The following is a 17,122-nucleotide window of genomic DNA, read 5'->3' on the forward strand; positions in this document are numbered from 1 at the left end:
CGGCGCCCGCGGGGTTGCGACAAAATCCCCGCGGATGCCGCTAAGTCCTTGATCGGCAAGCATCTTGCCGGGTGGCATGGATTTGGCTTTAACGCTTGCACGCGACCGTGGTCGGTGGCGAGGAGAGATTTCCATGCAAGCGAGCTCGAATGCCGGCGCCATGCCCGCCACCACCTACATCGGCATCGGCCAGATCCGCCCCCTCGGCGCCAAGGCCGACGTGCCCGCCGGCGGCGGCGGCTGTGGCACGCAGGGCGGCGAGGGCAAGGCCAGTTGCGGTTCCTCGGGCGGCCCCGACGACATGCCGGCGGAGATCTGGGAAAAGGTGAAGAACCACCCGTGCTACTCCGAGGAAGCGCATCACCACTACGCGCGCATGCACGTCGCGGTGGCGCCCGCCTGCAACATCCAGTGCAACTACTGCAACCGCAAGTACGACTGCTCCAACGAATCGCGCCCGGGCGTGGTCTCGCAGAAGCTCACGCCCGAGCAGGCCGTCAAGAAGGTGGTCGCGGTGGCGAGCGAGATCCCGCAGATGACGGTGCTCGGCATCGCCGGCCCCGGCGACTCGCTGGCCAACCCGAAGAAGACCTTCGACACCTTCCGCATGCTGCAGGAGCAGGCGCCCGACATCAAGCTGTGCATCTCCACCAACGGCCTGGCACTGCCCGAGCTGGTGGACGAGATCTGCACGTACAACATCGACCACGTCACCATCACCATCAACATGGTCGATCCCGCCGTGGGCGAGAAGATCTACCCGTGGATCTTCTGGGAGCACAAGCGCGTCACCGGCTATGAGGCGGCCCGCATCCTGCACGAGCAGCAGATGAAGGGCCTCGAGATGCTGACCGCGCGCGGCGTGCTGACCAAGATCAACTCGGTGCTGATCCCCGGCATCAACGACGAGCACCTGATCGAGGTGAACCGCGAGGTCAAGAAGCGCGGCGCGTTCCTGCACAACATCATGCCGCTGATCTCCGAGCCCGAGCACGGCACCTACTTCGGCCTCAACGGCCAGCGCGGGCCGAGCGCGCAGGAGCTCAAGGCGGTGCAGGACGCCTGCATGGGCGGCGCCAACCTGATGCGCCACTGCCGCCAGTGCCGCGCCGACGCGGTCGGCCTGCTGGGCGAGGACCGCAGCGAGGAATTCACGCTCGACAAGATCGAGCAGATGGAAGTGGTCTACGACCTCGACCGCCGGCGCGAGTACCAGAGCCGGGTCGAGGCCGAGCGCCAGGCCCAGCACGCCGCCAAGGAAGAGGCGCTGGCCGCGGCGCGGGCGCTCGATGCCGCCGATCCGCTCAAGGTGCTGGTGGCGGTGGCCACCAAGGGCGGCGGCCGCGTCAACGAGCATTTCGGCCACGTCACGGAATTCCAGATCTTCGAGGTGTCGGCCAGCGAGGCGCTGTTCGTCGGCCACCGGCGCGTGGACCTGTACTGCCAGGGCGGCTACGGCGACGACGAGCAGCTGCCCTCGGTGGTGCGCGCCATCAACGACTGCCACGCGGTGCTGGTGGCCAAGATCGGCGCCTGCCCGAAGGACGAGCTGGCACAGGCCGGCATCGAGCCGGTGGACCAGTACGTCGGCGAGTTCATCGAGAAGGCGGCGCTGGCCTGGTTCGACGACTACCGCGGCCGCGTGGCCAGCGGCGCGGTCGCGCACCGGGACCGCGGCGACGCCGCGATCCGGCAGGGCGCCTACACCGCGGGCGCCGCCGAGGTGGCCTGACGCCGCCAGCCATTCCCCACACAAGAGAAAACACAGAAGAGAGTCATCATGTCCCTCAAGATCATCGCTTCGACCTGCACCGGCTGCTCGGCCTGCGAGCCCGAATGCCCCAACGTCGCCATCCGCGAGAAGGGCGGCATCTTTGTCATCGACCCCAAGAAATGCACCGAATGCGAGGGGCACTACGACGATCCGCAATGCGTCGCAGTGTGCCCGGTGGACGGCTGCATCGTCCCGGCCTGAAGCCGGGCCGCCCACTACCCAGGAGAGAAGCCGAACCATGCTGCCCAACCTCACCATCACCCCCGCCGCGGACAAGTTCATGCGCCGCATCGTGCGTTTCTCGGGGCTGCCGGCCGGCGCCGGCTTCCGCCTGCTCGTGAGCGCGGGCGGCTGCTCGGGCTACAACGCGGAGTTCAGCGCGGAGCCGGCGCCGCAGCCCGGCGAGCAGGTGCTGGAGGCCGACGGCCTGCGCCTGTTCCTGCCGGCGGTCAGCCGGCTGATGCTCGACGGCGTGACCATCGACTTCGCCGACACGCCCACGCAGTCGGGGCTGACCTTCTTCAATCCCGCGCAGGGCGCGTGCGGCTGCGGCAGCTCGGCGGCGGCGGAGCCCGGCGTGGCGCGCATCGAGGTCGGCGCGATCGGCCGCGGCCGGCCGCCGGCACCGCCGCGGGCGTCCTGAACGCGGAGCGCGGACATGGATGCCATCGATGCGGTGCGTCCGCCCGCCGGGGACATTCCCGCGCGGCACTGGCGGGGCGGCCCGGTGGACTGCGCCGGCTGCGAATACGTCGCGCTGCGCGGCCTGCCGGACCAGCGCGGCTGCGAGCCGGGCCACGCCTGCATGCAGGACGCCTACGCGCGCCGCATCGACCGCTTCTTCCGCTGGCATCCCGAGCAGGGCAACGCGCAGCTCGCGCACCCGTACTTCGAGGTGCGCGCCATCGCCGCGCGCCATGCCGACGTCTTCCGCCTGCCGGCGCTGGCCGCCGATCCCGACGAGACCGTGCGCCTGCAGGCGGCGCTGCGGCTGCCGCTGGCGCAGCTGCGCCGGCTTGCCGCGGACCCGCACCGCGAGGTGCGCATGCGCGTGGCGCTGCGCCTGGCGCCGCCCGACCTCGCGGCGCTGCGCTACGACCCCGACTACGGCGTGCGCGAGCTGGTGGCGCGGCGCCTGCCGCCGGCCCTGCTGCCGACGATGGCCGCCGACGCCGAGCGCAGCGTGCGCATGCGCGTGGCCCAGCGCCTGGAAATGCCGGCGCTGTGGCGCCTGGCGCGCGACCCGGAAGCCGAGGTCAGGCGCATCGTGGCGCAGCGCCTGCCGCCGGCGCTGCTGGCCGGCATGGCGGGCGACGCCGACTGGCGCGTGCGCTGGGAAGTGGCGCAGCGCGCCGAACGCGCCGCGCTCGCGGCGCTGGCCGACGACCCCGATCCCGAAGTGCGCCGCGCGGTGCGGGAGCGCCGCATGGCGGCGCCCGCGTCCGTTCCCGCGTCCGTTCCCACCGCCGGCAGCCGGCAAGGAGCGCTCCATGTCTGACATCAACCGCGACGACGACCTGATCGAGGTCGCCTTCCCGCCGCGCTTCCACTACGGCGAGCGCGTGATCGCGCGCTCGGTGATCCGCAACGACGGCACCTACAACGGCAAGGACATCGGCGAGGTGCTGGTGGCGCGCGGCGAGATCGGCTACGTCACCGCCATCAACACCTTCCTGCAGCAGTTCTACATCTACGCGGTGGACTTCGTCGAGAGCGGCCATCGCGTCGGCATGCGCGCCAAGGAACTGTGCACGCTCGACAACCTGCCCGAGGACGTGCTGGCGCGCCTGGGCGAGCGCGCCGGGGCGCTGCGCGCGATGGGCGCGGATACCGGCGAGGGCGCCGGCGCGGCGCGGGAGCAGACATCATGAATATGCTGGCGGCCCCCGCGGCCTACTCATGGGGCATGCGCGTGATCGCGCTCGACGACCTCCGCAACGACGGCAGCTACCCGGGCCGCGCCGATGGCGAATGCCTGGCCGAGGCCGGCAGCGTGGGCGAGATCGTCAACGTCGGGCAGGTGGTGGAAAGCGGCGAGCCGGTCTACCTGGTGGAGTTCGGCGGCTGTGTGGTCGGCTGCACCGAGGACGAGATCGCGCCCGCGCCCGCCGGGCTGCTGCCCCAGGGCGGAGCGGCGGCATGACGTCCGCCGGGCGCGCGCCGCGGGACGCCGACGCGGGAGGCCGCGGCGTCGGCAGTGACAGCGGCGAGGGCGGCGAGGGCGGCGTGCTGGACCTGACCCGCTACCGCGTCGAGCGCGCCCTGCGCCAGCGCGCGCGCTACCGCTACGTGCGGCCGCGCGTGCTGCGCGAGGCGCAGGGCCTGCGCATCGAAAGCCCGTGCTGCTCGCGCAACGTGGATGCCGCGGGCGGGCTGATCGACATCGCCTGGCTGGCGCGCGATGGCGAGGGGCAGTGGTGCCTGCACGCGCGCGACCACGCGGCGCGGTGCTGGGTGCTGCGCCAGCGCAGCGCCGAGCTGGCCCCGCTGCTGGACGCGCTGTGCGTCGATGCCGAGCGCGTGTACTGGCCATGAAACGGCGCAGCGGCCACCGCCGGCGGCACGGAACCGGCGCACGGAACGGAACGAGCGCGGAAAGCGCAAGCAGCGCAAGACGCGCAAGCAGCGAAAAACGCGAAACAGGCGGAGCCCGATGATCTACCTCGACCACAACGCGACCACGCCGCCGGCGCCTGCCGTGGCGCAGGCCATGCTGTCCGCGCTGAGCGGCGCCTGGGCCAACCCGTCGTCGCAGCACGCGCCCGGCGAGGAAGCCCGGCGCGCGCTGGCGGCGGCGCGCGCCACCGCCGCGCGCGCGCTCGGCTGCAAGCCGGCCGAGCTGATCTTCACCAGCGGCGCCACCGAGGCCGGCCACCTCGCCGTGCTGGGGCTGCACGCCGCCGCCGGCGGGCGCGGGCGGCTGGTGTTCGGCGCGGTGGAGCACGCCGGCCAGCTGCGCCTGGCGCACGCGCTGGCCGCGCGCGGCATCGCGGTGGACTTCATCGCCGTGCACGCCGACGGCACGCTCGACCTCGACAGCGCGGCCCGGCTGATCGGCCCCGGCGTGGCGCTGGTCTCGCTGATGGCCGCCAACAACGAAACCGGCGTGCTGATGCCGGTGGCCGCGGTGCGCGAGCTGGCCCGCGCCGCCGGCGCGCGCATGCACGTCGACGCCACGCAACTGGCCGGCAAGCTGCCCTTCGATTTCACCGCGCTCGGCGTCGACGCGGTCTCGCTCTCCGCGCACAAGCTGCGCGGGCCCAAGGGCGCCGGCGCGCTGCTGCTGCGCCAGGGCTGCGCGATCGTGCCGCAGTTGTTCGGCAGCCAGGAGCGGCACCGCCGCGGCGGCACCGAGAACCTGCCCGCCATCGCCGGCTTCGCCGCGGCGCTGGCGCGCCTGGGCGATGCGCAGCACGACGTGGCGCGCGAGGCGGCGCGGCAGGCCGCGCTGCGCGACATGCTGGAGCAGGGCCTGCGGCGCGCGCTGCCGGCCGTGCACGTGTTCTCGGCGCAGGCGCCGCGCCTGCCCGGCACCAGCTACCTGCGCTTCGGCCGGCTGCCGGCCGAGGTGGTGCTGCAGCGGCTCGGGCAACTGGGCGTGGCCGCTTCCTCGGGCGCCGCCTGCTCGTCCGGCGGCAGCGAGCCGTCGCACGTGCTGGCGGCGATGGGCGTGCCGCGCGACGAGGCGCTGGCGGCCGTGCGCCTGTCGCTCGGCGAGACCACCACGGCGCAGAACATCGGGCACGTGGTGGCCGGGCTGCCGCCGCTGCTGGCGCCGCTGCTCGAAGACGACATGCCCGCCCACCGAACCCCTGACGCAACGCTGGAGCCCTGACCATGAAAGTGATGATCCGCAAGGACAGCAAAGGCGCGCTCAGCGCCTACGTGCCGAAGAAGGACCTGGAGGAGCCCATCGTGGCGATGGCGCAGCCCGGCATGTGGGGCGGCCTGGTCACGCTGGCCAACGGCTGGCAGCTCGAGCTGCCGGTCATGGCGGCCGACACGCCGCTGCCGATCACCGTCGAGGCCAGGCGCATCGCCGGCAAGGAGGAATGAGATGGGCCTGAGCACCGAACAACTGCGCGCCGCCGCCGAGCTGGTGGGCGCGGCGCCCACGCTGCGCGACGCCGCCGCCCAGTGGCGCGCGCGCCATCCCGGCGTGCGCGCGCTGCTGGTCGACGCGCTCGACATGCGCGACGAGACCGCCGCGCTGCGCCTGGGCGCGCGCAGCGTCTACCTGGCGGCGTCGAACGGGCACTGCTGGTCCGTCACGCAGCGGCCCGACGAGGCCGACGCGCTGATCCTGACGCAGGACTAGGCCGCACATGGAAATCGACGCCATTTCCCTCAGCGAGCCCGACTGCGGCGCGCGCGAAGCCGAGCTGGTCGGCGCGGTGCTGCAATCCGCGCGCTGGAGCGACGGGCCCATGCGCGAATCGTTCGAGCGCGCCTTCGCCGGCTGGACCGGCCGCGCCCACGCGGTGGCGGTGGCGAGCGGCACCGCCGGCACCTGGATCGCGCTGCGCGCGCTGGGCATCGGCCCCGGCGACGAAGTGGTGTGCGCCGCGCACACCTGGCATCAGGTCGCGCACGCCGTCACGCTGGCCGGCGCCGCGCCGGTGTTCGCCGACATCGACTACTGGAGCGGCTGCCTCAGCGCCGAGAAGGCCGCGCGCAGGATCGGCCCGCGCACGCGCGCCATCCTGGCCGGCAACACCAACGGCCATCCGGCCGCCTGGGGCCCGCTGCGCGAACTGGCCGACGCGCACGGCGTGGCGCTGATCGAGGACAGCACCGAGGCGCTCGGCTCGCGCTACAGGGGGCGCGGCGTGGGCGCCTTCGGCGACGTATCGGTGTTCGATTTCTCCGCGCCGTCGGCGCTGTGCACCGGCGAGGGCGGCATGCTGGTCACGGACGACGAGCGGCTCGCGCACGAGCTGCGCTACCTGCGCCAGCGCCGCGTGGCCGACCGCGCCTCGGTCTCGGTCGGCGCGCGGGTGCCGCTGCAGGGCGCCATGAGCGAGCTGACCGCGGCGCTCGGGCTGGCGCAGCTCGCGGGGCTCGACGAGCGGCTGGCGCGGCGCAAGCAGGTCGAGGCCTGGTACCAGGAGCAGATGCAGAGCTTCGAGGGCATCAAGCCGCCGTACCTCGCCGAGGACGTGGAGGAAGTCCACTGGATGCTCTACGTGGTGCACCTGGGCAAGCGCTTCACGCAGAGCGCGCGCGCGCAGATGATCGACGACATGCGGTCCTGCGGCATCGAGACCGCGCCCTACAGCCATCCGCTGCACCAGCAGTTCCACTACATGAACACCGGCGACGCGGCCGCGCACAAGCGCGGCCTGCTGCCCGACACCGAGCGCATCGGCGACCGCGCGCTGGCGCTGCCGCTGCACGCGCAGCTCGACGCCAGCCAGGTCAAGTACATCGTCAAGACGCTCAAGGACACCGCGACCAACGTCGGTGCCGGCGCCGCCATCTATCTCTGAGGTCCGGACATGCCCGCCGACATTGACCCAACCGACATCGACCCAACCGACATCGATCAGATCGCCCGCCAGCTGAATGCCGGCGCCATCATTCCCTACCTCGGCCCGGGGCTGCTGGCGCTGTGCGCCGACGCCGCCGTGCCGGCCACGCCGGTGGCGCTGGCGGAGCTTCTGACCGCGCGCATCAGCGTGCCGCACAAGATCCGCAAGCGGCTCACCCAGGCCGCGCAGTTCATCGAGAACTTCAAGCACCGCAAGTCGGTGGTCAACCTGCTGAACGAGGCCTTCGCCGCCACGCCGTCGCCGTCGCCGCTGCACCTGGCGCTGGCCGCCAGCGGCGCGGGGCTGTGGGTCGACACCTGGTACGACGACACCTTCGCCGCCGCGCTGGCGCAGGCGCGCCCGCGCGGCGGCTGGGCGCAGGTGCAGGGCCTGTCGCAGGCCGAGCATTTCGGCACGTGGTTCGGCGCCTACGGCCCGCACGGCGAGCCGCTGCCGGACGTGCCCGCCGCCGGCGCGCTGCTGTACAAGCCGATCGGCGGCCACGCGCCGGCCGCCAACTACCTGGTGTCCGACAGCGACTACGTCGAGGTGCTGACCGAGATCGACATCCAGACCCCGATCCCGCCGGCCGTGCAGGCCTGGCGCGGCGGGCGCGGCTTCCTGTTCCTGGGCTGCCGCTTCGACGACCAGCTCACGCGCAGCTTCGCGCGCCAGATCATGAAGCGCTCGTCCGGCGCGCACTGGGCGGTGCTGCCCGACGCGCCCACGCGCATGGAGGCGCGCTTCCTGGAAGAGCAGGGCATCGCCCGCATCGCCATGCCGCTGCCGGCGTTCGCCGACGCGCTGGTGGCCGCGCTGCGGCCCGCCCTGGCCGCGTAGCGGCGCCCGGCGCTTTTTCATGCATCGCAAACCAACCGGAGAAACCGAAATCATGACCGCACTGACCGTACTGCCCGCCGGCAAGACCTATGACGTGGCCGCCGGCGCCACGCTGCTGCAGGCGCTGCTCGCCAGCGGCGAGCCCATCGCGCACAAGTGCGACGGCAAGGCCGAATGCGGCGCCTGCCACGTCTTCGTGCAGGAGGGGCGCAAGAGCCTGTCGAAGATCCAGCGCGGCGAGAACGAGAAGCTGGACACCATCGTCGGCGTCGGCGCCAAGTCGCGCCTGGCCTGCCAGGCGGTGCTGGGCGAAGAGCCGGTGACGGTCGAGCTGCTGAGCTTCGTCTGAGCCGCGCCGTGGCCGGGGTCGAAGCGCTGCTGGCCGACGTGGCCATCGTCGGCGCCGGGGTGTGCGGCCTCGCGCTGGCGCGCGCGCTGCACGCGCAGGGGCGCTCGCTGGTGCTGGTCGAGGCGCGCGCGCGGCTCGGCGGCCGCGCGCTGTCGCGGCGCTGCGAAGCCACCGGACAGATGCTGGACCTCGGCCCGGCGTGGTTCTGGCCCGAGACCGAGCCGCGCGTCGCCGCGCTGCTCGACGAGCTCGGGCTGGCCAGCCGGCCCCAGCACGACCCCGGCGACGCGCTCTGGCTCACCGACCCGAACCGCGCGCCCGAGCGGCGCATGGCGCCCGGCGGCGTGCATGCCGGCGCGCGCCGCATCGCCGGCGGCGCGCAGCGCCTGGTGGCGGCGCTGGCCGACGCGCTGCCGGCGGGCAGCCTGCGCACCGGCTGCGCGCTGCGCCGGCTGCGCGACCGCGGCACCCACGTCGAACTGGAACTCGAGCTCGAAGCTGGCGGCGGCACGCGCCTGCTGCGCGCGCGCCACGTGGTGCTGGCTCTGCCGCCGCGCCTGGCGCACGAGCGCATCGCCTTCGAGCCGCCGCTGCCCGCGGCGCTGGCCGGCATGCTCGCCGCCACGCCGACCTGGATGGCGGCGCAGGCCAAGGTGGTGACCACCTACGCCCGCCCGTTCTGGCGCCAGGCGGGGCATTCGGGCAATGCTTTCGTGCGCCATGCCCAGGCCATGCTGGGCGAGGTCTTCGATGCCAGCGACGACGCCACCGAGGCCGGCGCGCTGGGCGGCTTCGTCGCGCTCGGCGCGGCGCAGCGCGCCGAGTTCCGGCGCGGCACCGCGCTGCTGGTGGAGAGCCAGCTGGCCCAGCTGTACGGCGCCGAGGCGCAGCACGGCGGCCGCCAGCATCTGCTCGACTGGGCCGACGAGCCGTGGACCTGCAGCCGCGCCGACCGCGCCGGCCCGGCGGCGCTGCCCCAGGCCGATCCCGGGCTGCGCCTGGCGCACTGGTCGGGACGGCTGCATTTCGGCGGCAGCGAGAGCGCCGCGCATGGCGCCGGCCACCTCGAAGGCGCGCTGGAAGCGGCGGCGCGCATCGCGCGGGCGCTGGCGCCGGCGGCGGACGGCGCCGGCGCCGATGCGGGCAATGACGGCAATGACGGCAATGAGGACAGGGCGGCCGAGGCGCGCGCGGCGTTCGCCGCCTGCGTGTCGGCGCGCCGCGAGCAGGCGCCCTCGCGCTATCGCCAGCACCTGGAGCGGCTGTTGTCGAGCCAGCAGCCGCAGCAGCCGACGCAGCGCGCGCTGCTGGCCACCGCGGAGCAGGTCTACAGCGAGGCGCTGGACGCGCTCGACACGCTGCTGCCCGGGCTCGGCGCCGGCCGCGCGGGTCCGGCGCAGGCCGGCCGGCATGCACTGACGCCGGTGCTGCTGGCCGTCTTCGACGGCTGGAACCGGCAGCTCATGGGCGCGGCGCTGGCCTTCAACGGCAGCGCGCGCGCGCTGTCCGGTTTTCCCGAGGAGCATCGGCCGGACGCGGCCTTGCAGCGCGCCATCGTGCTCGACCTGGCGGCGGCGTGGCGCGAGTTCGCGCTGGCGCTGAACGCGCGGCTGCTGGCGGCCGGCGCGCGGCCGGGCAGCGACGGGCCGGGCAGCCACGCGGAGATCGCACGGCGGCCGGCCTAGCGCAGCAGCTTGTTGCGCTCGGCCGCGCTGTACTGGCTGAAGTGGCCTTCGCGCGCGGCCTGCCGGCGCGCGGCGGCGACGACGGCCTTGCTCTTGCCGGGCGCGGCCGGCGCGCTGACCTGCTTGTCCAGCGCGGTGCCGCCGCATCGCGGGCAGGCCGGCGTGGCGCCGGCGCGCACCAGCGTCTCGAAGCGGTGCCCGCAGGCCTGGCAAAGATAGTCGTACAGCGGCATCGTCAACTCCGTTCAACGCGATTCATGGGATTCATGCGATTCATTCGGGTCGCTTCGGTCCGGCATCGGGCCGCGCGGCGCAGTGGCCCGCGGCCGCCGCGCAGCCCTCCAGCGGCCGGTCCGCGGCGGGGGCGTCGGCGCCGAGTCCGACCCATGCGTGCACGGCGGCGACGTCGAAGCCCGCCATGCGCCGCTCGCCGTGCGCCATCAGCGGGCGCCGGATCAGCAGCGGCTCGGCCAGCAGCAGGGCCAGCGCGGTGCCGGCGTCGAGTTCCTCGGGCACCACCTCGCCGGACTTGACGCGCGGCGCCGCGCGGTTGAACCACGCGCCGACCGGCAGCGGCGCCAGGTAGGCCAGCAGCGCCTCGCCGGTCCAGGGCCAGCGCAGCAGGTCGCGCACTTCCAGCGTGTGGCCGGCCGCGCGCAGCAGCGCCTTTTGCCGCGCGTTGCCGCCGCAGCCGGGTTTTTCATAGAAGACGATATGGCTCATGGGCGGTTTCGCTCAGGCTTCCCGCAGCGCGGCGTCGAGCGCGGGCATGGCCATGCGGCGCGCCGCGCGCAGCAGCTGCAGGCCGCGCTCGGCGGCCATGTCGAGCGCGCTGCGGCCGTCGGGCGCGTACAGGTTGGCCGAGGCGCCGTGCGCCAGCAGGATCTGCAGCACCTCCAGCCGGCCGCTGGCCGCGGCCTGCATCAGGCAGGTGATGTCGTCGTCGTTGGCGTGGTCGACCGGCGCGCCGGCCTGGATCAGGCGCACGATGGTCACGGGGTTGCCGTGCAGGCAGGCGAACCAGAGCGCGCCGTTGCCGTCGTCGTTGACCGCGCCGGGCGCGGCCCCGTAGGCCAGCAGCGCCGCGGCCACCGCGTCCTCGCCGCGCCAGGCCGCGCGCATCAGCGGCGTGTCGCCGTTGGCGGCGCGCGCGTGCAGGTCCGGGAAGTCGTGATAGGCCAGCCACGTGGCGAGCGCCGCGGGGATGACCGGCGGCGCGCCGGCGCCGGCCGCTTCGGCGGTGGCCTCGATGACGCGGCCGGCGACGGCCAGCGCGGTGTCGGTGGACGGGATCATGGTGGCGTCTCGCTGTCTGGCGTGGGTCGGAAGGCGCCGCCGGGCCAAGGCGGCCGGCGCCCGCGGGGGATCAGACCGGGCGGTTCTCGTTGGGGTTGCGCACCGGGCCCATCAGCTCCAGCCCTTCGGCGTAGGTGATGGTGTCGAAGGTCACGTCGAAGCGGAGCGCGGCGTCGGCCACCGCGTCGAGCTTGCCGGCGGTGTCGCGCTTCTTCAGGTCGTTCTTCTCCAGGTACAGCAGTTCGAGCATCTCGTTGTAGACGGTGGACTCGAAGATGGGCAGCACGTAGAACATCGCGCCCTTGTACGGCACCTGGTATTTCCTGCTCAGGTCGATGTTGTCGCAGAACAGGAAGTACTTGCCGCCGGCCGTCAGCGTGTCGCCGAGCACCTCGGCCACGTCCTTCAGGTATTCGAAGCTCAGCAGGTAGCCGGCGAAGAACGGCAGCTGCTTCTCGCCGATGGTGGCCACGGCCATCACCTGGTCGCAGGTCAGCTCGGGCGGGCGGGCCTCGTCGGCGAGCCTGGGCGCGAAGCGCAGCGCGAGCTCGCCGCGAAAACCGAAGCGGCCGGACTTGCCGGTGGGGGCCTTGAGCAGCGGGTTGAGCAGGCGGCCTTCGTGTTCGAGACGGGCGAACGCGGTGTCGTCGATCTCCTTGCGGGCAAGCGTGGCGGGCATGGCGGGTCCTTGTCGGTGGAAAGCGTGATGGGCGGGTGGCGTGGGTCGGGGCGGAATCAGGTTCGGGGGTTGCGCATCCAGTCCGCGATCTTGAAGAAGGCGGGCATCAGTTCGTCGCGCAGCGCGGCATCGGCGCCGGTCTCGTCGAGCGCGGCGCGCATGCAGGCCAGCCATGCGTCGCGCTCGGCCGCGCCGATGGCGAAGCCGGCGTGGCGCATGCGCAGGCGCGGATGGCCGTGCTGCGTGGAATAGCGCGGCGGGCCGCCGAGCCATTCGCACAGGTAGCTCACCAGCACCGCCTTGGTCGGCGACAGGTCGGGCTCGTGCATGGCGCGGATGCCGCGCGCGTCGGCGCGCGTGTCCATGTGGCGGTAGAAGGCGTCGACCAGCCGCGCGACCGCGGCGTCGCCGCCGAGGCGCTCGTAGTGCGTCGGCCGCGCGCGTTGCGCCGCGGGCTGCGTCGGCTGCGTGGCCGGCGTCGGTTGCGCGGGCTGCGCGGCGGGATCGGGTCGGGTTGCTGGTGTGTTCATGGCACGGCATTTCCGCAATAACCGTACCAGCCCGGGAAACCGCGCATGCGGCACGCATTGGCGCATGCGGCCGCGCGCGCGGCGCGTCCGGGCAGTGCCGTTCGCGACGAAGTTCGCACGCTTTGTCGGGTTCCCGACAAGCCCGCGCGCGCCGGCGCCGGCCGCGCGCGGCATCCCGCAAAGCCGCGCTGCCGCGCCGTTCGCGGACATTCGGGGCGCATCCGGCGGGGCGCCGCGCGCGCATGGCATGGAAGCTGCTGTTGAGGGCTTGCGCGGACACTGGTCCGGCCGGGGCGTGACTCGACAGAATAAGACCCATACAGGCACGACAGGCTGACATGGTCGCGGCTACGCAACCTTGGTATCAATCCTTCTTCCTGATTGGAGAACTGCAATGTCTCAACTTCGGCAAATCGCCTTCTACGGCAAAGGCGGCATCGGCAAGTCGACCACCTCGCAGAACACGCTGGCGGCGCTGACCGATCTCGGCCAGAAGATCCTGATCGTCGGCTGCGATCCCAAGGCGGACTCGACCCGCCTGATCCTGCACGCGAAGGCGCAGGACACCATCCTCTCGCTGGCCGCCGAGGCCGGCTCGGTGGAAGACCTCGAACTCGAGGACGTGATGAAGATCGGCTACAAGGACATCCGCTGCGTGGAGTCCGGCGGTCCGGAGCCGGGCGTCGGCTGCGCCGGGCGCGGCGTCATCACCTCGATCAACTTCCTCGAGGAGAACGGCGCCTACGACGGCGTGGACTACGTCTCGTACGACGTGCTCGGCGACGTGGTGTGCGGCGGCTTCGCCATGCCGATCCGCGAGAACAAGGCGCAGGAGATCTACATCGTGATGTCGGGCGAGATGATGGCCATGTACGCGGCCAACAATATCTCGAAGGGCATCCTGAAGTACGCCAACAGCGGTGGCGTGCGCCTGGGCGGGCTGGTGTGCAACGAGCGCCAGACCGACAAGGAGCTCGAGCTGGCCGAGGCGCTGGCGAAGATGCTGGGCTCCAGGCTGATCCACTTCGTGCCGCGCGACAACATCGTGCAGCACGCCGAGCTGCGCCGCATGACGGTGCTCGAGTTCGCGCCGGACTCCAAGCAGGCCGGCGAGTACCGCCAGCTCGCCACCAAGATCCACAACAACGCCGGCAACGGCACCATCCCGACCCCGATCACGATGGACCAGCTCGAAGACCTGCTGATGGAGCACGGGATCATGAAGGCCGTCGACGAATCGCAGGTCGGCAAGTCGGCCCAGGAACTGGTCGCGTAACGACCCGCGCGGCGGGCCGCGCAGGCGGCCCGCCCGGCAATCTCAATCTACTTACGGAGTATTTCCATGAGCGCCACCGTTGAAGAGCGCAAGGCCGCGAACAAGGCCCTGATCGACGAAGTGCTGAAGGCCTATCCCGAAAAGATGGCCAAGCGGCGCGCCAAGCATTTGGGCACCTTCGAGGACGGCAAGCCCGACTGTGGCGTCAAATCCAACATCAAGTCGCTGCCCGGCGTGATGACCATCCGCGGCTGCGCCTATGCGGGCTCCAAGGGCGTGGTGTGGGGCCCGATCAAGGACATGATCCACATCAGCCACGGCCCGGTGGGCTGCGGCCAGTATTCGTGGGCCGCGCGCCGCAACTACTACATCGGCACCACCGGCATCGACACCTTCGTGACGATGCAGTTCACCTCGGACTTCCAGGAAAAGGACATCGTCTTCGGCGGCGACAAGAAGCTCGACAAGATCATCGACGAGATCCAGGAACTGTTCCCGCTGAACAAGGGCATCTCGATCCAGAGCGAATGCCCGATCGGCCTGATCGGCGACGACATCGAGGCGGTCTCCAAGCGCAAGAGCAAGCAGTACGAAGGCCACACCATCGTGCCGGTGCGCTGCGAGGGCTTCCGCGGCGTGAGCCAGTCGCTGGGCCACCACCTGGCCAACGACGCCATCCGCGACTGGGTGTTCGACAAGGCCGACCCCGACAAGCGCCCGGACTTCGTCTCCACGCCCTACGACGTGGCCATCATCGGCGACTACAACATCGGCGGCGACGCCTGGTCCAGCCGCATCCTGCTCGAGGAGATCGGCCTGCGCGTGATCGCGCAGTGGTCGGGCGACGGCTCGATCGCCGAGCTGGAGAACACGCCGCGGGCCAAGCTCAACGTGCTGCACTGCTACCGCTCGATGAACTACATCAGCCGGCACATGGAGGAGAAGTACGGCATTCCCTGGGTGGAATACAACTTCTTCGGCCCGACCATGATCGAGAAGAGCCTGCGCGAGATCGCCAGCCACTTCGACGACACCATCAAGGCCAACGCCGAGAAGGTGATCGCCAAGTACCGGCCGCTGATGGACGCGGTGCTCGCCAAGTTCAAGCCGCGCCTGCAGGGCAAGAAGGTGATGCTGTTCGTCGGCGGGCTGCGCCCGCGCCACGTGATCGGGGCCTACGAGGACCTCGGCATGGAGGTGGTCGGCACCGGCTACGAGTTCGGCCACAACGACGACTACCAGCGCACCACGCACTACGTGAAGGACGGCACGCTGATCTACGACGACGTGACCGGCTACGAGTTCGAGAAGTTCGTCGAGCAGGTCCAGCCCGACCTGGTCGGCTCGGGCATCAAGGAAAAGTACGTGTTCCAGAAGATGGGCGTGCCGTTCCGCCAGATGCACAGCTGGGACTACTCGGGCCCGTACCACGGCTACGACGGCTTCGCCATCTTCGCGCGCGACATGGACATGGCGATCTCCAGCCCGGTGTGGGGCCTGGCCAAGGCGCCCTGGAAAAAAGCCGCCTGAGCCTGCGCGGCCGGCGCCTGCCGGCCGCGCGCGCCGCATCCACAGCAACCGCATATCAGGAGTACCCCATGCCGCAATCCGCAGACAAGATCCTCGACCACGAACTGCTGTTCCGCGAGCCGGAATACCAGGAGATCTTCCGCACCAAGAAGGAAAACTTCGAGTTCAACCACGCCGACGAGACCGTCAAGCAGATCGTCGAGTGGACCAAGACCGAGGACTACAAGCAGAAGAATTTCGCGCGCGACTCGCTCACCGTCAATCCCGCCAAGGCCTGCCAGCCGCTCGGCGCGGTCTACGTGGCCAACGGCTTTCACAAGACGCTGAGCTTCGTGCACGGCTCGCAGGGCTGCGTGGCCTACTACCGCTCGCATTTCTCGCGCCATTTCAAGGAGCCCACCTCGTGCGTGAGCTCCTCGATGACCGAGGACGCCGCCGTGTTCGGCGGCATGAACAACATGATCGACGGCCTGGCCAACGCCTACAGTCTGTACAAGCCCGAGATGATCGCGGTTTCCACCACCTGCATGGCCGAGGTGATCGGCGACGACCTCGACGCCTTCATCAAGAACAGCAAGCAGAAGGGCAGCGTGCCGGAGGACTACGACGTGCCGTTCGCGCATACGCCGGCCTTCGTCGGCAGCCACGTCACCGGCTACGACAACGCGCTGCTCGGCATCCTCAAGCATTTCTGGGACGGCAAGGCGGGCACCACCGCGCCGCTCGCGCGCGTGCCCGACGAGAGCGTCAACTTCATCGGCGGCTTCGACGGCTACGTGGTCGGCAACATGAAGGAGATCCGCCGCATCTTCGAACTGTTCGGCGTGCAGGTCAACGTGATCTGCGACCCGTCGGAGACCTGGAACACCCCGACCGACGGCGAGTTCCGCATGTACGAGGGCGGCACCACCAAGGTAGAGGTCGAGCGCGCGCTGCACGCCAGGGCCACCTTCGTGTTCCAGGAATACTGCTGCGAGAAGACCAGCAAGTTCATCGCCGAGCACGGCCAGGAAGTGGTGGTGCTGAACGCGCCGGTCGGCGTGGCCGGCACCGACCATTTCCTGATGGAGATCGCGCGCGTGACCGGCAAGCCGATCCCGGCGCAGCTGGAAAAGGAGCGCGGCCAGCTGGTCGACGCGATGGCCGACAGCCAGGCCCACCTGCACGGCAAGCGCTTCGCGCTGTACGGCGACCCCGACCAGATGCTGGGCTACACGCAGTTCCTGCTGGAGCTCGGCGCCGAGCCGGCCCACGTGCTGGCGACCAACGGCAACGAGGCCTGGGCCGCCAAGGTGCAGGCGCTGTTCGACGCCTCGCCCTATGGCGCCGGCTGCAAGGCCTACCCCAAGCGCGACCTGTGGCACCTGCGCTCGCTGCTGTTTACCGAGCCGGTGGATTTCCTGATCGGCAACACCTACGGCAAGTACCTCGAGCGCGACACCAAGACGCCGCTGGTGCGCATGGTGTTCCCGATCTTCGACCGCCACCACTACCACCGCTACCCCACCTGGGGCTACGACGGCGCGCTGCGGATCCTGGTCACGCTGCTCGACGAGTTCTTCGAGACGCTCGATGCCAACACCATCGTCGCCGCGCAGACCGACTACAGCTACGACATCATCCGCTGAGGCA

22 protein-coding genes are annotated in these 17,122 nt (G+C 71.4%); 17 read left to right on the forward strand and 5 right to left on the reverse strand.

Annotated features, from left to right (window positions below):
* The first annotated feature begins 133 nt into the window (after positions 1–133).
* The 14 genes from nifB to ACWTPI_RS04210 all read left to right on the forward strand — a co-directional run bounded on the left by nifB (position 134) and on the right by ACWTPI_RS04210 (position 10,179).
* Positions 134–1,732: a nitrogenase cofactor biosynthesis protein NifB gene (gene nifB, locus ACWTPI_RS04145; RefSeq protein ID WP_454731005.1), complete on the forward strand. Its 1,599-nt coding sequence runs from the start codon at positions 134–136 to the stop codon at positions 1,730–1,732.
* 48 nt (positions 1,733–1,780) lie between these two features.
* Positions 1,781–1,975, forward strand: a complete 195-nt coding sequence (locus tag ACWTPI_RS04150; protein WP_020202109.1) for a 4Fe-4S binding protein — start codon at positions 1,781–1,783, stop codon at positions 1,973–1,975.
* 37 nt (positions 1,976–2,012) lie between these two features.
* Complete coding sequence (locus tag ACWTPI_RS04155; RefSeq protein WP_454731006.1) at positions 2,013–2,417, forward strand: HesB/IscA family protein; 405 nt, start codon at positions 2,013–2,015, stop codon at positions 2,415–2,417.
* Between the two features lie 15 nt (positions 2,418–2,432).
* Complete coding sequence (locus ACWTPI_RS04160; RefSeq protein ID WP_454731007.1) at positions 2,433–3,272, forward strand: 4Fe4S-binding leucine-rich repeat protein; 840 nt, start codon at positions 2,433–2,435, stop codon at positions 3,270–3,272.
* A complete protein-coding gene (locus ACWTPI_RS04165; RefSeq protein ID WP_454731008.1) occupies positions 3,265–3,645 on the forward strand; it encodes a nitrogen fixation protein NifZ in 381 nt (126 codons plus the stop codon). Before ACWTPI_RS04160 ends, ACWTPI_RS04165 begins: the two co-directional genes overlap by 8 nt.
* Positions 3,642–3,917, forward strand: a complete 276-nt coding sequence (locus ACWTPI_RS04170) for a nitrogen fixation protein NifZ (protein WP_020423720.1) — start codon at positions 3,642–3,644, stop codon at positions 3,915–3,917. The genes ACWTPI_RS04165 and ACWTPI_RS04170 overlap by 4 nt, the downstream gene beginning before the upstream one ends.
* On the forward strand, positions 3,914–4,309 hold the full coding sequence (locus ACWTPI_RS04175) for a DUF3024 domain-containing protein (RefSeq protein ID WP_454731009.1): 396 nt from the start codon (positions 3,914–3,916) through the stop codon (positions 4,307–4,309). The genes ACWTPI_RS04170 and ACWTPI_RS04175 overlap by 4 nt, the downstream gene beginning before the upstream one ends.
* 118 nt (positions 4,310–4,427) lie before the next feature.
* Complete coding sequence (locus ACWTPI_RS04180; protein ID WP_454731010.1) at positions 4,428–5,609, forward strand: cysteine desulfurase family protein; 1,182 nt, start codon at positions 4,428–4,430, stop codon at positions 5,607–5,609.
* Between the two features lie 2 nt (positions 5,610–5,611).
* The gene (gene nifT / locus ACWTPI_RS04185; RefSeq protein ID WP_020202102.1) at positions 5,612–5,830 is read left to right on the forward strand and encodes a putative nitrogen fixation protein NifT; all 219 of its coding nucleotides are present in this window, start codon (positions 5,612–5,614) and stop codon (positions 5,828–5,830) included.
* 1 nt (position 5,831) lies between these two features.
* Positions 5,832–6,092 carry a hypothetical protein gene (locus ACWTPI_RS04190; protein ID WP_020202101.1) on the forward strand — a complete coding sequence of 87 codons (261 nt, stop codon included), beginning with the start codon at positions 5,832–5,834 and terminating at the stop codon, positions 6,090–6,092.
* Between the two features lie 7 nt (positions 6,093–6,099).
* Positions 6,100–7,263: a DegT/DnrJ/EryC1/StrS family aminotransferase gene (locus ACWTPI_RS04195; RefSeq protein ID WP_454731011.1), complete on the forward strand. Its 1,164-nt coding sequence runs from the start codon at positions 6,100–6,102 to the stop codon at positions 7,261–7,263.
* Between the two features lie 9 nt (positions 7,264–7,272).
* Positions 7,273–8,145 (forward strand): SIR2 family NAD-dependent protein deacylase, encoded by an 873-nt coding sequence (locus tag ACWTPI_RS04200; protein ID WP_454731012.1) that lies wholly within the window; start codon positions 7,273–7,275, stop codon positions 8,143–8,145.
* Between the two features lie 52 nt (positions 8,146–8,197).
* Positions 8,198–8,494, forward strand: coding sequence for a 2Fe-2S iron-sulfur cluster-binding protein (locus ACWTPI_RS04205; RefSeq protein WP_020202098.1), 297 nt, complete (start codon positions 8,198–8,200; stop codon positions 8,492–8,494).
* Between the two features lie 8 nt (positions 8,495–8,502).
* Positions 8,503–10,179 (forward strand): flavin monoamine oxidase family protein, encoded by a 1,677-nt coding sequence (locus ACWTPI_RS04210; protein ID WP_454731013.1) that lies wholly within the window; start codon positions 8,503–8,505, stop codon positions 10,177–10,179.
* On the opposite strand, the gene ACWTPI_RS04215 is transcribed toward ACWTPI_RS04210, so the two are convergent.
* From ACWTPI_RS04215 to ACWTPI_RS04235, 5 genes are all read right to left on the reverse strand, one after another.
* Positions 10,176–10,412: an FmdB family zinc ribbon protein gene (locus tag ACWTPI_RS04215; protein WP_454731014.1), complete on the reverse strand. Its 237-nt coding sequence runs from the start codon at positions 10,410–10,412 to the stop codon at positions 10,176–10,178. The two genes, ACWTPI_RS04210 and ACWTPI_RS04215, sit on opposite strands and share 4 nt — an antisense overlap.
* A 40-nt stretch (positions 10,413–10,452) precedes the next feature.
* Positions 10,453–10,902 (reverse strand): ArsC/Spx/MgsR family protein, encoded by a 450-nt coding sequence (locus ACWTPI_RS04220; protein ID WP_454731015.1) that lies wholly within the window; start codon positions 10,900–10,902, stop codon positions 10,453–10,455.
* Between the two features lie 12 nt (positions 10,903–10,914).
* Complete coding sequence (locus ACWTPI_RS04225; protein ID WP_059410657.1) at positions 10,915–11,475, reverse strand: ankyrin repeat domain-containing protein; 561 nt, start codon at positions 11,473–11,475, stop codon at positions 10,915–10,917.
* 70 nt (positions 11,476–11,545) lie between these two features.
* Positions 11,546–12,154, reverse strand: coding sequence for a hypothetical protein (locus tag ACWTPI_RS04230; RefSeq protein WP_020202093.1), 609 nt, complete (start codon positions 12,152–12,154; stop codon positions 11,546–11,548).
* A 56-nt stretch (positions 12,155–12,210) separates the two neighbouring features.
* On the reverse strand, positions 12,211–12,684 hold the full coding sequence (locus ACWTPI_RS04235; RefSeq protein ID WP_020202092.1) for a group II truncated hemoglobin: 474 nt from the start codon (positions 12,682–12,684) through the stop codon (positions 12,211–12,213).
* Positions 12,685–13,078: 394 nt separating this feature from the next.
* Between ACWTPI_RS04235 and nifH the strand changes: the two genes are divergently transcribed.
* From nifH to nifK, 3 genes are all read left to right on the forward strand, one after another.
* The gene (gene nifH / locus ACWTPI_RS04240; RefSeq protein ID WP_020202091.1) at positions 13,079–13,960 is read left to right on the forward strand and encodes a nitrogenase iron protein; all 882 of its coding nucleotides are present in this window, start codon (positions 13,079–13,081) and stop codon (positions 13,958–13,960) included.
* A gap of 66 nt (positions 13,961–14,026) precedes the next feature.
* Complete coding sequence (gene nifD / locus ACWTPI_RS04245) at positions 14,027–15,490, forward strand: nitrogenase molybdenum-iron protein alpha chain (RefSeq protein WP_020202090.1); 1,464 nt, start codon at positions 14,027–14,029, stop codon at positions 15,488–15,490.
* 68 nt (positions 15,491–15,558) lie between these two features.
* Positions 15,559–17,118, forward strand: a complete 1,560-nt coding sequence (gene nifK, locus ACWTPI_RS04250; protein ID WP_454731016.1) for a nitrogenase molybdenum-iron protein subunit beta — start codon at positions 15,559–15,561, stop codon at positions 17,116–17,118.
* The last annotated feature ends 4 nt before the right edge of the window (positions 17,119–17,122 follow it).

The organism is Cupriavidus ulmosensis (genome assembly GCF_977008105.1).

Excerpts from the sequence above, each read along its gene's own strand:
- ACWTPI_RS04230 (WP_020202093.1), bottom strand. The coding sequence starts at position 12,154 with ATGCCCGCCACGCTTGCCCGCAAGGAGATCGACGACACCGCGTTCGCC.
- ACWTPI_RS04225 (WP_059410657.1), bottom strand. The coding sequence starts at position 11,475 with ATGATCCCGTCCACCGACACCGCGCTGGCCGTCGCCGGCCGCGTCATC.
- ACWTPI_RS04165 (WP_454731008.1), top strand. The coding sequence starts at position 3,265 with ATGTCTGACATCAACCGCGACGACGACCTGATCGAGGTCGCCTTCCCG.
- nifK (WP_454731016.1), top strand. The coding sequence starts at position 15,559 with ATGCCGCAATCCGCAGACAAGATCCTCGACCACGAACTGCTGTTCCGC.
- nifH (WP_020202091.1), top strand. The coding sequence starts at position 13,079 with ATGTCTCAACTTCGGCAAATCGCCTTCTACGGCAAAGGCGGCATCGGC.
- ACWTPI_RS04205 (WP_020202098.1), top strand. The coding sequence starts at position 8,198 with ATGACCGCACTGACCGTACTGCCCGCCGGCAAGACCTATGACGTGGCC.
- ACWTPI_RS04220 (WP_454731015.1), bottom strand. The coding sequence starts at position 10,902 with ATGAGCCATATCGTCTTCTATGAAAAACCCGGCTGCGGCGGCAACGCG.
- ACWTPI_RS04150 (WP_020202109.1), top strand. The coding sequence starts at position 1,781 with ATGTCCCTCAAGATCATCGCTTCGACCTGCACCGGCTGCTCGGCCTGC.
- ACWTPI_RS04195 (WP_454731011.1), top strand. The coding sequence starts at position 6,100 with ATGGAAATCGACGCCATTTCCCTCAGCGAGCCCGACTGCGGCGCGCGC.
- ACWTPI_RS04215 (WP_454731014.1), bottom strand. The coding sequence starts at position 10,412 with ATGCCGCTGTACGACTATCTTTGCCAGGCCTGCGGGCACCGCTTCGAG.
- nifT (WP_020202102.1), top strand. The coding sequence starts at position 5,612 with ATGAAAGTGATGATCCGCAAGGACAGCAAAGGCGCGCTCAGCGCCTAC.
- ACWTPI_RS04190 (WP_020202101.1), top strand. The coding sequence starts at position 5,832 with ATGGGCCTGAGCACCGAACAACTGCGCGCCGCCGCCGAGCTGGTGGGC.
- ACWTPI_RS04235 (WP_020202092.1), bottom strand. The coding sequence starts at position 12,684 with ATGAACACACCAGCAACCCGACCCGATCCCGCCGCGCAGCCCGCGCAA.
- nifB (WP_454731005.1), top strand. The coding sequence starts at position 134 with ATGCAAGCGAGCTCGAATGCCGGCGCCATGCCCGCCACCACCTACATC.
- ACWTPI_RS04155 (WP_454731006.1), top strand. The coding sequence starts at position 2,013 with ATGCTGCCCAACCTCACCATCACCCCCGCCGCGGACAAGTTCATGCGC.
- ACWTPI_RS04180 (WP_454731010.1), top strand. The coding sequence starts at position 4,428 with ATGATCTACCTCGACCACAACGCGACCACGCCGCCGGCGCCTGCCGTG.
- nifD (WP_020202090.1), top strand. The coding sequence starts at position 14,027 with ATGAGCGCCACCGTTGAAGAGCGCAAGGCCGCGAACAAGGCCCTGATC.
- ACWTPI_RS04200 (WP_454731012.1), top strand. The coding sequence starts at position 7,273 with ATGCCCGCCGACATTGACCCAACCGACATCGACCCAACCGACATCGAT.
- ACWTPI_RS04170 (WP_020423720.1), top strand. The coding sequence starts at position 3,642 with ATGAATATGCTGGCGGCCCCCGCGGCCTACTCATGGGGCATGCGCGTG.
- ACWTPI_RS04175 (WP_454731009.1), top strand. The coding sequence starts at position 3,914 with ATGACGTCCGCCGGGCGCGCGCCGCGGGACGCCGACGCGGGAGGCCGC.
- ACWTPI_RS04160 (WP_454731007.1), top strand. The coding sequence starts at position 2,433 with ATGGATGCCATCGATGCGGTGCGTCCGCCCGCCGGGGACATTCCCGCG.